The organism is Streptomyces coeruleorubidus, assembly GCF_008705135.1.
Lineage (GTDB): Bacteria > Actinomycetota > Actinomycetes > Streptomycetales > Streptomycetaceae > Streptomyces > Streptomyces coeruleofuscus.
This window is the reverse complement of record NZ_CP023694.1, coordinates 4,300,895-4,314,166: the sequence shown is the minus strand read 5'-3', so window position 1 is coordinate 4,314,166 and position 13,272 is coordinate 4,300,895. Positions and strand designations below refer to the sequence as shown.

9 protein-coding genes and 1 pseudogene are annotated in these 13,272 nt (G+C 71.0%); 6 read left to right on the top strand and 4 right to left on the bottom strand.

Translation table 11 applies throughout. From position 1 onward, the window contains the following. The first annotated feature begins 390 nt into the window (after window positions 1-390). From CP976_RS19815 to CP976_RS19805, 3 genes are all read left to right on the top strand, one after another. Window positions 391-3,537 carry a sacsin N-terminal ATP-binding-like domain-containing protein gene (locus tag CP976_RS19815; protein WP_150481594.1) on the top strand — a complete coding sequence of 1,049 codons (3,147 nt, stop codon included), beginning with the start codon at window positions 391-393 and terminating at the stop codon, window positions 3,535-3,537. A gap of 194 nt (window positions 3,538-3,731) precedes the next feature. Next, entirely contained in the window at window positions 3,732-4,640 is a 909-nt protein-coding gene (locus CP976_RS19810) for a hypothetical protein (protein WP_150481593.1), read from the top strand. A gap of 214 nt (window positions 4,641-4,854) precedes the next feature. Continuing rightward, a complete protein-coding gene (locus CP976_RS19805) occupies window positions 4,855-5,709 on the top strand; it encodes a hypothetical protein (RefSeq protein WP_150481592.1) in 855 nt (284 codons plus the stop codon). A gap of 6 nt (window positions 5,710-5,715) precedes the next feature. Here CP976_RS19805 and CP976_RS19800 read toward each other — a convergent pair whose 3' ends face one another. The 3 genes from CP976_RS19800 to CP976_RS19790 form a co-directional block, all read right to left on the bottom strand. Next, complete coding sequence (locus tag CP976_RS19800; RefSeq protein ID WP_150481591.1) at window positions 5,716-8,109, bottom strand: HAD-IC family P-type ATPase; 2,394 nt, start codon at window positions 8,107-8,109, stop codon at window positions 5,716-5,718. A 144-nt stretch (window positions 8,110-8,253) separates the two neighbouring features. Beyond that, the gene (locus CP976_RS19795; protein ID WP_150481590.1) at window positions 8,254-9,099 is read right to left on the bottom strand and encodes a class I SAM-dependent methyltransferase; all 846 of its coding nucleotides are present in this window, start codon (window positions 9,097-9,099) and stop codon (window positions 8,254-8,256) included. 118 nt (window positions 9,100-9,217) lie between these two features. Next, window positions 9,218-9,496 (bottom strand): DUF2530 domain-containing protein, encoded by a 279-nt coding sequence (locus CP976_RS19790; protein ID WP_150481589.1) that lies wholly within the window; start codon window positions 9,494-9,496, stop codon window positions 9,218-9,220. A gap of 117 nt (window positions 9,497-9,613) precedes the next feature. On the opposite strand from CP976_RS19790, the gene CP976_RS19785 reads away from it, so the two are divergent. Beyond that, complete coding sequence (locus CP976_RS19785) at window positions 9,614-11,065, top strand: NCS2 family permease (protein ID WP_150481588.1); 1,452 nt, start codon at window positions 9,614-9,616, stop codon at window positions 11,063-11,065. Window positions 11,066-11,094: 29 nt separating this feature from the next. On the opposite strand, the pseudogene CP976_RS19780 reads toward CP976_RS19785, so the two are convergent. Then, window positions 11,095-11,268 (bottom strand): annotated as a pseudogene (locus tag CP976_RS19780) (ribbon-helix-helix protein, CopG family); the annotation flags it as partial. A 153-nt stretch (window positions 11,269-11,421) separates the two neighbouring features. Between CP976_RS19780 and CP976_RS19775 the strand changes: the two are divergent. Further along, a complete protein-coding gene (locus tag CP976_RS19775; protein ID WP_020273509.1) occupies window positions 11,422-11,859 on the top strand; it encodes a MarR family winged helix-turn-helix transcriptional regulator in 438 nt (145 codons plus the stop codon). Window positions 11,860-11,886: 27 nt separating this feature from the next. Then, window positions 11,887-13,272, top strand: coding sequence for an MFS transporter (locus CP976_RS19770; protein WP_150481586.1), 1,386 nt, complete (start codon window positions 11,887-11,889; stop codon window positions 13,270-13,272).

Below are 13,272 nucleotides of genomic sequence, written 5' to 3'. Positions count from 1 at the left end.
CGTCGCATGTCTGCGGTTGTGTTGCGCCGAGAGTAGGGCCGACAACCAGGCCCCACACCAGCCGAGTTGGCGAGGTTCACACGGGCGGGTGAGCGGGCGCCAGGGGTGGGGTTTGGTGAGGTTCTTTCACCGTTGTGGTCCTTGGGAAGACCACCTGTGGCACCGGAGCACGGGCCGTCGGGTTCCGGTGGGCTGAACATCCACAGGCTGTTGCAGACGCCGGAGTACGCACGCGGGTTGCTTCTCATGCGGCGTCCCCTGAGGGCCCCCGGCTCGCCGTCGCTCCGGCCGCATGGGCGGATTTCGTGACGTACGCGTCCGAGGGCCGACCCGAGGGCCGGACGGCGCGCACACCCCTACTCCCCAGGCGGTACCTTCGTCCTCTCGTCGATGAGGAGAAGGAACGTGAGCAGCAAGTTCGTGCGGCCCGCCGCCGAGGGTGCCGACCCGTTCGGTACGGCACGCCTGCGGCGCGGCGTCATCGACGCCTGGGCCACCAGCCCCGCCCGGTTCCGTGAGGACGCCAACGCCGAGGAGGATCTCGTCCTCGGCGGGTACCGGGACCGGCTCGTCGTCGAACTCGCGCAGAACGCCGCCGACGCGGCGGCCCGGGCCGGGGTGCCCGGACGGCTGCGGCTCACCCTCCGTGACGGTGTGCTCGTCGCCGCGAACACCGGCGCGCCGCTGGACGCGGCCGGGGTCGAGTCGCTGTCCACCCTGCGCGCGTCGGCGAAGCGGGAGACCCACGAGCAGGCCGTCGGGCGGTTCGGCGTCGGCTTCGCCGCCGTCCTCGCCGTCACCGACGAGCCCGCCGTCGTCGGCCGGCACGGCGGCGTGCGGTGGTCGCTGGCCGAGGCGCGGGAGCTGGCCGCCGAGACCGCCCGGCACAGCCCCGGCCTCGGGGACGAGATCCGGCGGCGCGACGGTCACGTACCGCTGCTGCGGCTGCCGTTCGCCGCCGAGGGCACCGCCCCGGACCCGTACGACACCGCCGTCATCCTGCCGCTGCGCGACACCCCCGCCGCCGACCTCGCCGAACGGCTGCTGCGGGCGGTCGACGACGCGCTGCTGCTCACCCTCGCCGGTCTCGAAGAGGTCGTCGTCGAGATCAACGGCGAGAGCCCCCGGACGATCTCCCGCCGCACCGACGGCCCCTTCACCGTCATCGACGACTCCGGCGACGGCGTCACCTACTGGCGCACCTGCGCCGCCCACGGCCCCCTCACCCCCGAGCTGCTCACCGGTCGGCCCGTCGAGGAGCGGCTGCGCCCGCACTGGTCGGTCACCTGGGCCGTGCCCGTCGACTCCGACGGCAGCCCGGCCCGGCCCCGCACCAGCCCGGTCGTGCACGCCCCCACGCCCAGCGACGAGCCGCTCGGCGTCCCGGCCCTGCTCATCGCCTCGTTCCCGCTGGACTCCACCCGCCGGCACGCCGCCCCCGGTCCGCTGACCGACTTCCTGATCGAGCGCGCCGCCGACTCCTACGCCGAACTCCTCGGCGACTGGCGGCCGGTGACGACCGGTCTCATCGACCTCGTGCCCGGGCCGCTCGGCAAGGGCGAGCTGGACGGCGCCCTGCGCCGGGCGATCCTGGAGCGGTTGCCGCGCACCTCCTTCCTGCCGCCCGCCGCCGAGCCCCACGGGCACGACGACGAGGAGTCGCCCGAGTCGCTGCGGCCCCGGGACGCCGAGGTCGTCGAGGGCGCGGGCGCGGACACGGTGCGGGTGCTCGCCGAGGTGCTGCCCACCCTGCTGCCCGCCGGGCTGGAACGCCGGGCGGAGCTGCGCACCCTGGGCGTCGCCCGCGTGCCGCTGACCGACGCGATCGACCGGCTGGCCGGGCTGGAGAAGGAGCCCGGCTGGTGGCGGCGGCTCTACGACAGCCTGGCCGGGCTCGACCCGGACCGGCTGTCGGGCCTGCCGGTGCCGCTCGCGGACGGACGTACGACGATCGGCCCCCGGCAGGTCCTGCTGCCCAGCCCCGACGCCACCGGTACCGACCCGGAGACCCTGGCCCGGCTCGGACTGAAGGTCGCCCATCCGGACGCCGCGCACCCCATCCTGGAGAAGCTGGGCGCCCTGCCCGCGACCCCGCGCGCCGTGCTCACCACCCCGCAGGTCAGGGCCGCCGTCGCCGCATCGCTCGACGACGAGGGCGGCGCGCTGTGGGAGGAGGACACCCTCGACGCGGAGGAACTGGCCGACACCGTGCTCGCGTTGGTGCGGGACGCCGGTCTGGAGCCCGGTGACGAGCCCTGGCTCGGTGCCCTCGCCCTGCCCGACGAGGACGGCGAACCGGCCCCGGCCTGCGAACTCGTCTTCCCGGGCGGCCCGTTCGCCCAGGTCATGCGCGAGGGCGAACTGGCCGCGGTGGACGCCGAGCTGGCCTCGAAGTGGGGCGAGCAGCCGCTGGCGGCCTGCGGGGTGCTGGTGAACTTCGCGCTCGTCCGCGCCACCGACGTCGTCCTCGACCCCGACGAACTGGAGCCGCGGGAGGGCGACTTCGCCGAACCCGACGACCCCGGCCTGCTGGACGCGGTCGACGTGTGGGCGGAGGACATCCTCGACCGTTTCCCGGACAGCCCGGTGCCGCCGGTCGCCACCGAGATCGTCGCCGTACGGGATCTGGACCTGGTCGACGAGGACAAGTGGCCCCAGGCCCTGTCCCTGCTGTCGCAGCCGCCCCTGCGGGACGCGATCGTGCAGCCCGTGCGCGTCCTGCTGCCGGACGGCACGCACGAGGTCGTACGGCCGTACACGGCGTGGTGGCTGCGCGGGAACCCGGTCCTCGACGGCCGCCGCCCGGCCGGACTGCGGGCCGCCGGCGGCGACCCGCTGCTGCGCGGTCTCTACGAGGAGGCCGACGCGACCGGGTTCGACGACGAGCAGGTGCTGCGGGCGCTGGGGGTGCGGACGTCCGTCGCCGCGCTGCTGGACGAGCCCGGCGGTGCCGCCGAACTCCTCGACCGGCTCGCCGACCCGGAGCGCGAGGTGGCTGTCGCCCAACTGCACGCGCTGTACGGGGCCCTGGCCGGACTGGACCCGGAGCAGGTGACCCTGCCGGACGAGCTGCGTGCCGTCATCGACGGCCGGGTGGAGGTCGTGGACGCGGCCGACGCCGTGGTGTGCGACTCACCCGATCTCCTGCCGTTCACGGAAGGCGTCGCGCTGCTCCCGGTCCGCCCGTCCCGGGCCGCCGACCTGGCCGAACTCTTCCAGGTACGGCGCCTGAGCGAGTCGGTCACGGGGCGGGTCACCTCCGAGGGCACCGAACACGAAGTCCCGGATCCGGTCCGGGTCCTGCTCGGCCCCCGCACCCCCTCCTCCTACATCGAGCACGAGGAACTCGTCGTCGACGGCGTGGAGATGGACTGGCGGCTCACCGACGACGGTGTCCTGCACGCCGCCACGCTGGAGGGCGTGGCCGCGGGGCTCGCGTGGGCGGCGGGGCAGTGGCCGCGGCGGTTCGAGGTGGCGGCGCTGCTGGAGGATCCGTCGCGGACGGAGGAGCTGGCGCGGGACCGGTGGTTCGACTGACCGGCTGAAGCATGCGGTGGCGTTTGGCTGTTGCGTTTGGCTGTTCGGTGAAAACTCCCACACAAATTTTTCACTCGCCGTACAACCAAGCGCTTGGCTCGCGCATCTGATCACGTGAGTCAACAGACTCCACGATCACTTGGGCCCCAGGAGCCGACGACGAGCGCCGGGGCCCCTCTCCACCTGGAGAACGCATGCGTATCCGAGCCACTGTGGCCGCCGTCACCGGCGCCCTGGCCCTTTCCGCCTTCGCCGTGCCCGCCGCGCAGGCCGCCGAGCCGAAGGTTCCCGCGGACATCGCCGCCGCCAGCGAGGTCGTCCACCCCGACTCCGGCCGGTCGGCCTTCGCCGCCGCGGAGGACGGCACGCCGTACGCCATGAACGCGACCTTCTCCTCCGTCAAGGTCAACAACGGCAAGAACATCGCCGTCGGCACCACCAACGTGGTGAAGGTGCCCGTCACCTTCAAGCTGACGCACGGCGCGGACGTCGACATCCACGCGGCCGACTTCTTCGCGGGCATCGAGCTGTACCGCGGCGCCTCGTTCGACGAGTCGGTCTTCTTCTTCGACAGCAACGACGCGAGCTGCACGGACTCCTCCGCGACCGTCGCCAACTGCAAGGCCACCGTCCAGATCGACCCGTTCGCGCTGCTGAACGAGGACGCCGGCTCCTGGAAGGCCGCGGGCTTCGCGGTCGCGTTCAACGGCGAGGACCCGGAGAACCCGAACCTGGACAACGTCGGTGTCGCGGTGACGGACCCGACCAACTCCTTCAAGCTCCAGCGCTACTCGAAGCTGACGGTCAACGCCTCCCCGGAGCCCGTGACGAAGGGCAAGACCATCACGGTCACCGGCAAGCTCTCCCGTGCCAACTGGGACGACAACAAGTACCACGGCTACACCAACCAGCCGGTGAAGCTCCAGTTCCGCAAGAAGGGGTCCGACACCTACTCCACGGTGAAGACCATCACGTCCAACTCCACGGGCGAGCTGAAGACCACCGTCAAGGCCGCCACCGACGGTTACTTCCGCTACTCGTTCGCGGGCACGACGACCACGCCGGCCGTGAACGCCACGGGTGACTTCGTCGACGTGCGATAACGCCGTCCTCCCGCACGACACGGACGACACCGCCGGCCCCGGAATCCGTTCCGGGGCCGGCGGTTCCGTATTTCTCATGGGCGAGTCAAGGCGAGTCAAGCATTGCGGACGAGGCGGTAAAGCCTGGACCTGGGCCTACAACCCACCCCCGGGCTCGTGGATCTGATCGCGTGAGTCAACAGACTCCTAGATCACTTCTCCACCTGGGGAACACATGCACATCCGAGCCACCGTGGCCGCCGTCGCCGGCGCCCTGGCCCTTTCCGCCCTCGTCGTTCCGGCCGCGCAGGCCGCCGACGCGCCCTCGGGCAAGGCGGCCTTCGGCTCCGCCTCGGCCGACGCCGAATCGGGCACCAACGCGTCGACCCTCGACGTCACCTTCTCCGACGTCAAGGTCAACAGCGGCAGGAACATCGTCGTCGGCACCACCAACGTCGTCAGCGTCCCCGTCACCTACACCGTGACGCACGCGGCGGACCTGGACACCGGCTCCGACAACTTCGCCACCGGCCCGCTGATCTACCACGGCTCCTCGATGGACACCGCGGACAACGTCTTCATCAGCGACGACCCGGCCACCTGCACCGCCGCCTCGTCGACCGTCCTGAGCTGCAAGGGCGTGATCAGCATCCGCCCGGCCGACGGCGATCTGTGGAACTCCGACGCCGGCACCTGGGGCGCCGGCGCCCTGGCCGTCACCAGCGACGGCGACGAGAAAGAGCAGGGCGGCCTGGGCACCGTCAAGGTCCAGCGCTACTCCAAGCTGACCGTCAACGCCGGCCCCGAGCCCGTGTACAAGGGCAAGACCATCACGTCCACCGGCAAGCTGTCCCGCGCCAACTGGGAGGACAACGCCTACCACGGCTACACCAACCAGCCGGTCAAGCTCCAGTTCCGCAAGGCCGGCACCAGTACGTACACCACGGTCAAGACGGTGTACTCCGACCAGTACGGCAACCTGAAGGCCACCGCCACCGCCCAGTACGACGGCTACTGGCGCTTCAGCTTCGCGGGCACGACGACCACTCCGGCGGTCAGCGCCACGGGCGACTACGTCGACGTGAGGTAACTCCGGCTACGCGGGGAAGCGGCGGTCCACCCACCTCCAGGTGAGCTCCAGGGTGGCCGCCGCCACCACCGCGATGCCGACCGCCAGCCACGGCATCGTCACGCCGACCAGCTTCAGCGCGAAGAAGTCCTGGAGCCACGGCACGACTAGGACCAGCAGGAAGGCCCCGGCCATCGCCGCCACCAGGGCGATGCGCCACCAGGTGTAGGGGCGGGCGATGATCGCCAGGACCCACATCGAGATGAGGAACAGCGTGAGCGTCGCGGCGCTGGTCTCCGCGTCCAGGGCGCCCGCGCCCGTGTAGTGCTGCCGGGCGAGCAGGTAGGTCGCGAAGGTCGCCGTCGCGGCCACCACCCCGCCCGGGATCGCGTACCGCATCACCCGCCGCACGAAGTTCGGCTTCGCGCGCTCCTTGTTGGGCGCGAGCGCGAGGAAGAAGGCCGGGACGCCGATCGTCAGGGTCGAGAGCAGGGTCAGGTGGCGCGGCAGGAACGGGTACTCGACCTGCGAGCAGACCACCAGGATCGCCAGCAGCACCGAGTAGACCGTCTTGACGAGGAACAGGGTCGCGACCCGCGTGATGTTGCCGATGACCCGGCGGCCCTCCGCCACCACCGACGGCAGCGTCGCGAAGCTGTTGTTCAGCAGCACGATCTGCGCGACCGCCCGGGTGGCCTCCGAGCCGGAGCCCATCGCTACTCCGATGTCGGCGTCCTTCAGGGCGAGGACGTCGTTCACCCCGTCGCCCGTCATCGCGACCGTGTGCCCGCGCGACTGCAACGCGCCCACCATGTTCCGCTTCTGCTGTGGGGTGACCCGCCCGAACACCGTGCCGTCGTCGAGGGCCTCGGCCATCCCCTCCTGCTCGGCGGGCAGCCGGCGCGCGTCCACGGTGGTGCCGGACAGCCCCAGCTTGGAGGCGACCGCGCCGACCGACACCGCGTTGTCGCCGGAGATGACCTTGGCGGCCACGTTCTGCTCGGCGAAGTAGCGCAGCGTGTCGGCCGCGTCCGGCCGCAGCCGCTGGTCCAGGACCACCAGCGCGGTGGGCTTCGCTCCCTCGGCCACCTCCGGGTCGTCGAGGTCCCGGTCGACCCGGGCGAGCAGCAGTACCCGCAGGCCCCGCTCGTTCAGCCGCTCGGTCTCGGCGAGGGCCGGGTCGTCGTCGGGCAGCAGCACGTCAGGCGCCCCGAGCAGCCAGGTGCTGCTCTCCCCGTCGGCCTCGGAGAACGCGGCGCCGCTGTACTTGCGGGCGGAGGAGAACGGCAGTGCCCGGGTGCAGCGCCAGTCCTCGACGGCCGGGTAGGCGTCGATGATCGCCTTCAGGGAGGCGTTCGGCCGGGGGTCCGACGAGCCGAGCGCGCCGAGCACCCGGCGTACGTACGTCTCGTCGGCGCCCTGGAGGGGCCGCAGCCCGGTGACGTCCATGCCGCCCTCGGTGAGGGTGCCGGTCTTGTCGAGGCAGACCGTGTCGACCCGGGCCAGCCCCTCGATCGCGGGCAGCTCCTGGACGAGGCACTGCTTGCGGCCCAGGCGGATGACGCCGATGGCGAAGGCGACCGAGGTGAGCAGGACCAGCCCCTCGGGGACCATCGGGACGATGCCGCCGACCGTGCGGGCGACCGAGTCCTTGAAGGCGTTGTCCTTCACGAACAGCTGGCTGATGATCAGGCCGATCGCGGTCGGGACCATCATCCACGTGACGTACTTGAGGATCGTGGAGATGCCGGAGCGCAGTTCGGAGTGGACGAGGGTGAACCGGGACGCCTCCTCGGCGAGCTGCGCGGCGTACGCCTCCCGCCCGACCTTCGTGGCCTGGAAGGCCCCGCCGCCCGCGACGACGAAGCTGCCCGACATCACCTGGTCGCCGGGGCGCTTGACGACCGGGTCCGCCTCGCCGGTGAGCAGCGACTCGTCGATCTCCAGCCCGTCGGCCTCGGCACAGACACCGTCGACGACGACCTTGTCGCCGGGCCCGATCTCGATCAGGTCGTCGAGGACGATCTCGGAGGTGCCGACCTCGCCGGAGGCCCCGTCCCGGCGGACGGTGGGACGCACCTCGCCGATCAGCGCGAGCGAGTCCAGCGTCTTCTTCGCCCGCCACTCCTGGACGATCCCGATCCCGGTGTTCGCGAGGATCACGAAGCCGAACAGGCTGTCCTGGATCGGCGCCACGACCAGCATGATCAGCCAGAGCACGCCGATGATCGCGTTGAAGCGGGTGAAGACGTTCGCGCGGACGATGTCGACGGTGGAGCGGCTGCTGCGCACCGGCACGTCGTTGACCTGGCCGCGCTCCACCCGCTCGGCGACCTGAGCCGTGGTCAGACCGGTCTCGCGTGAGGTGACCGTCGCCGGCCGCGTGGAGTCGGGCCGGGCACCCGCGTCGAGATGCGTCATGCATTCGACGGTACGTGCGGATTTGCCGCTTCACCTGCCGAATGCGGGGAAGATCCGACCTGGGAAGGACGGACGTCGTGCCCTGGTCGTACGGCAGTTGTACGCCCTCGGACCACCGTCGGGCCCGGGCGCCACCCGCGGTGGTCAGCCCGCCCGGCGCGCGGTGAGCAGCAGGTACTCCCACTCCAGGGCGGTCCCGCCCCCGCCGGTCCCGAGGTCGCCGTGGCGGGCGAGGTCCGCCAGGTCGCGGTCCAGGGCGGCGGTGCGCTCGGGGTCGCCGGCGATGTTCTTGTAGACGGTGATCGTGGGGCCGTAGCGCTCCTTGAAGTAGTCGCGGAACGCCTCGGGCGTCTCGAAGCGGTCGACCCGGACGGTCCGGCGCTCGGCGCGCACGTCCGTGACCCGGTCGCCGAGGAGGGCGCCCACATGGTCCTCGTCCCCCCACAGCGGGGGCGGCTGCGCGCCCGGCGGGGGCGGCGGCGCGTACGGCTTCATGGTGGCGAACATCCGGCCGATGAAGCCCTGCGGCGTCCAGCTCAGCAGGCCGATGGTGCCGCCGGGACGGCAGACCCGGACGAGTTCGTCGGCGGCCTGCCGGTGGTGCGGTGCGAACATCACCCCGACGCAGGACAGCACGGTGTCGAACTCCGCGTCGCCGAAGGGCAGGGCCTCGGCGTCGGCCTCCTGCCAGGTGAGGTGGGCGCCCTGCTTCTCGGCCACCCGCCGGCCGGCCTCGAACAGTTCCGGAGCCAGGTCCGAGGCGACCACGTCGGCGCCGGCCAGGGCCGCCGGGATCGCGGCGTTGCCGGTGCCGGCGGCCACGTCCAGCACCCGCTGCCCGGAGCGCACCCCGCACGCCTCGACCAGGACCGCCCCGAGACCGGGGATCACCTCGGCGGCCAGGGACGGGTAGTCGCCCTGCGCCCACATCGCCCGGTGCTTGGCCTTCAGAGCCCGGTCGGCCTCGGCCGAACTGTTCTGCGTCGTCATGGCTGCGCTCCTCACCGGTGCGGCGGCGGCCGCGACGGTTTCGGGCGTTTCGCCGCCTCCCTCCGAGAGTAGGGAGGGGACGGAGGCGTGTCGCGCCGGGAAGCGGGCGGGAACGCGCCTACTCGGCCGACGGAGTCGCCGTCACGTCCTGCTGGGCCGCGGCCCGCTTGATCGCGGCATCACGCCTGCGGACGTACCAGATGCCGATCAGCCCCAGACCGGCGCCGGCCAGGCAGGTCCACACCCACCACGTGTGGCCGTGGTCGTCGAACCAGCCGTAGAAGGGGAGCTGGACCAGGAAGAGGACGAACCAAAGGATCGTGCCGCCGGTGACGGTGGCGACCACGGGGCCCTCCAGGGGCTCCGGCGCCTCGTGTCTGGGGGTCCATTTCGCCATGGGGACAGCTTACGAGGCGATCAGGTCTACGCGCGCAGATGTGCGATCCCGGCCTTATATGTTCATACTGAAACGGTTTCTGTCTGACCACTTCTCTTCGTAGGAAACACCAAACACATGTCCTCCTCGGCTCCCGCCAAGGTCCCCGCCCCTGAACAGCCGGGAGCCGGGCCCACGTACGGCGCACTCGACCGCTTCTTCCGGATCTCCGAGCGGGGCAGCACGCTGTCCCGTGAGGTCCGGGGCGGCCTCGCCACCTTCTTCGCGATGGCCTACATCATCGTGCTGAACCCGATCATCCTCGGCAGCGCGAAGGACATGTACGGTCACCAGCTCGACAACGGACAGCTGGTCACCGCGACGGCCCTCACGGCCGCGCTCACCACCCTCCTCATGGGTGTCATCGGCAACGTGCCGATCGCGCTCGCCGCCGGCCTGGGTGTGAACTCCGTCGTCGCCCTCCAGCTCGCCCCGCGCATGTCCTGGCCGGACGCGATGGGCATGGTGGTCCTCGCCGGGTTCGTGGTCATGCTGCTGGTCGCCACGGGGCTGCGCGAGCGTGTGATGAACGCCGTCCCCTACGGGCTGCGCAAGGCCATCTCCATCGGTATCGGCCTGTTCATCATGCTGATCGGGCTCGTCGACGCCGGCTTCGTCTCCCGTATCCCGGACGCCGCCCGCACCACCGTCCCGCTCCAGCTCGGCGGCGACGGCCACCTCGACGGCTGGCCGGTCCTGGTCTTCGTCCTGGGCGTGCTGCTCACGCTCGCCCTGATCGTGCGCAAGGTCTCCGGCGCGATCCTGATCTCGATCGTCGCCATGACCGTCGTGGCCGTGGTGATCGAGGCCGTGGCCAAGGTGCCGAGCTGGGGTCTCACCACCCCGAAGTGGCCCGGCAACCCCGTCGCCGCCCCCGACTTCGGGCTGGTCGGGCAGGTCAGCCTGTTCGGCGGCTTCGAGAAGGTCGGGCTGCTGACCGGTGTGCTGTTCGTCTTCACCGTGCTGCTGTCGTGCTTCTTCGACGCGATGGGCACGATCATGGGCGTCTCCGACGAGGCGAAGCTGACCGACGCGCAGGGGCAGATGCCCGGCATCAACAAGGTGCTTTTCGTCGACGGCCTCGCGGTCGCCGCCGGCGGCGCCAGCTCCTCCTCGGCGACCACCGCCTTCGTCGAGTCCACGGCCGGTGTCGGCGAGGGCGCCCGTACCGGCCTCGCGAACGTCGTCACCGGCGGTCTCTTCGCCGCCGCCCTCTTCCTGACTCCGGTCGCCACGATGGTGCCGTCCCAGGCGGCCACCCCGGCCCTGCTCGCGGTCGGCTTCCTGATCCTGGCCGGCTCGGTCAAGGAGATCGACTGGGCGGACCACACGATCGCCGTCCCGGCCTTCGTGACGATGGTGATGATGCCGTTCACGTACTCGATCACCAACGGCATCGGCATGGGCTTCGTCACCTTCGTGGTGCTGCGCCTGGCGGCCGGACGGGGCCGGGAGGTGCCGACGGCGATGTACGCGGTGGCGGCGGTGTTCGCGTTCTACTACCTGATGCCGGCGCTGGGTCTGACCTGATCCGGATCCTCGTCGCCCGAGTCGGGTGACCCGTAGAACCTCTCCGTCTCCTCGACGGCGGCCTGGAACCGCTGGTCGAAGTCATCGCGAATGAGCGTCCGGACGACATAGTCCTGGACGCTCATTCCCCTTTTCGCGGCATGGTGCCGGAGCCGCTCAAGCAGCTCGTGGTCTATTCGCAGGCTGAACACGCTGGTCCCCATGACCGAAGGGTCGCGGCACCCTTCGGTGCGGTGTGTCACGTTCCGCCGCCAGATCACCCATATGAGTGATGTCACGCTTCAGTGGCCAGGGTCACGGGAGTTCATGCGTGTCCGGGTAGTCCTTAGCGAGAGTAATGAGTTACGCTAAAGAACATGCCGGACCTCAGCCATGGCGACGATGTAGCCGCCGTGAACTCCCTCCGCTCCGCCGTGATGCGGCTCTCCCGTCGGCTCAAGCACCAGCGGGTCGACGAGTCGCTCAGCCCCACCGAGATGTCGGTGCTCGGCACCCTGTCCCTGTGCGGCAGGGCCACCCCGGGCGAGCTCGCCCGCAAGGAGCACGTCCAGCCGCCCTCGATGACCCGCATCGTGGCGCTGCTGGAGTCCAAGGGGCTGGTCCGTCTGGAGCCGCACCCCGAGGACCGGCGCCAGAAGGTCGTGACGCGTACCGAGCAGGCAGAGGCGATGCTCGAGGAGAGCCGCCGCAAGCGGAACGCATTCCTGGCCACATTGGTGGAAAACCTCGACGAGGACGAGTGGGCGAAACTGCGCGCCGCCGCCCCCGTGCTGGAGAAACTCGCGCATCTGTAAGCCGTACGTCGCAAGGAGGCGAACCCTTTGAGTTCGGGACCCGGAGCAGCTTCCGCCCCCGCACCTGATCCCCACGACTCCCCGCCCACCTCCGACACACCCCGCTCCGATGACGCCCGGCCGGTCCGCAAGTCCTCGATGTTCTCCTCCCTGAAGGTGCGGAACTACCGCCTGTTCTTCATGGGACAGGTCGTCTCCAACATCGGCACCTGGATGCAGCGCATCGCCCAGGACTGGCTGGTCCTCAGCCTCACCGGCTCCTCCGCGGCCGTCGGCATAACGACGGCACTCCAGTTCCTGCCGATGCTGCTCTTCGGCCTCTACGGCGGTGTCCTCGTCGACCGGCTGCGCAAGCGTCCCACCCTGCTGGTCACACAGTCGGCGATGGCCCTCACCGCCCTCGCCCTCGCCGTCGCCGTCCTCACCGGCCACGTCCAGGTGTGGCACGTGTACGTCGCCGCCTTCGCGGTCGGTCTCGCCACGGTGGTCGACAACCCGGCCCGGCAGTCCTTCGTCTCCGAGCTGGTCGGCCCGCGACAGCTGCAGAACGCGGTCAGCCTGAACTCGGCGAACTTCCAGTCCGCCCGCCTGGTCGGCCCCGCCGTCGCGGGCATACTGATCACCGGCGTCGGCACCGGCTACGCGTTCCTCTTCAACGGCCTGTCCTTCATCGCGCCGCTCACCGGCCTGCTGCTGATGCGCGCCCGCGAGCTGCACGTCGTCGAGCGCGCCCCGCGCGGCAAGGGGCAGCTTCGCGAAGGCGTGCGCTATGTCACCGGCCGCCCGGAGCTGATCTGGCCGATCGTCCTGGTCGGATTCGTCGGCACCTTCGCCTTCAACTTCCCCGTCTACCTCTCGGCCTTCGCGGACGACGTGTTCCACGCGGGCGCGGGCGCCTACAGCATGTTCAACACGCTGATGGCGGTCGGCTCGGTCGCGGGCGCCCTGCTCGCCGCCCGGCGCGGCACGGCCCGGCTGCGGCTGCTGATCGCGGCGGCCCTGGTCTTCGGCGCGCTGGAGATCGTGGCGGCCACGACACCGACGCTGTGGATGTTCGCGCTGCTCATGGTCCCGCTGGGCCTGTTCGGCATGACGGTCAACGTCACGACGAACACCAGCATCCAGATGTCCACGGACCCGGCCATGCGCGGCCGTGTCATGGCCCTCTACATGATGGTCTTCCTCGGCGGCTCGCCCGTCGGCGCCCCGATAGTCGGCTGGATCACGGACACGTACGGCGCCCGGGTCGGCCTCGCGGCCGGCGGTGCCGTCGCGGCCGTGGCCGCGGCCGTGATCGGCTTGATCCTGGCCCGCGTCGGCAACCTGCGGCTTTCGGTGGGCTGGCACCGGGGGCACCCGAGGGTGCGGTTCGTGCCCCGGGAGCATCAGGAGGAGCTGGCCCCCGCGGCGTAG

What these genes read in the sequence shown, in the direction of transcription:
- CP976_RS19805 (WP_150481592.1), top strand. Translation starts at nt 4,855, where the DNA reads ATGCACATCCGAGCCACCGTGGCCGCCGTCGCCGGCGCCCTGGCCCTT.
- CP976_RS19785 (WP_150481588.1), top strand. Translation starts at nt 9,614, where the DNA reads ATGTCCTCCTCGGCTCCCGCCAAGGTCCCCGCCCCTGAACAGCCGGGA.
- CP976_RS19810 (WP_150481593.1), top strand. Translation starts at nt 3,732, where the DNA reads ATGCGTATCCGAGCCACTGTGGCCGCCGTCACCGGCGCCCTGGCCCTT.
- CP976_RS19790 (WP_150481589.1), bottom strand. Translation starts at nt 9,496, where the DNA reads ATGGCGAAATGGACCCCCAGACACGAGGCGCCGGAGCCCCTGGAGGGC.
- CP976_RS19800 (WP_150481591.1), bottom strand. Translation starts at nt 8,109, where the DNA reads ATGACGCATCTCGACGCGGGTGCCCGGCCCGACTCCACGCGGCCGGCG.
- CP976_RS19775 (WP_020273509.1), top strand. Translation starts at nt 11,422, where the DNA reads ATGCCGGACCTCAGCCATGGCGACGATGTAGCCGCCGTGAACTCCCTC.
- CP976_RS19815 (WP_150481594.1), top strand. Translation starts at nt 391, where the DNA reads ATGAGGAGAAGGAACGTGAGCAGCAAGTTCGTGCGGCCCGCCGCCGAG.
- CP976_RS19795 (WP_150481590.1), bottom strand. Translation starts at nt 9,099, where the DNA reads ATGACGACGCAGAACAGTTCGGCCGAGGCCGACCGGGCTCTGAAGGCC.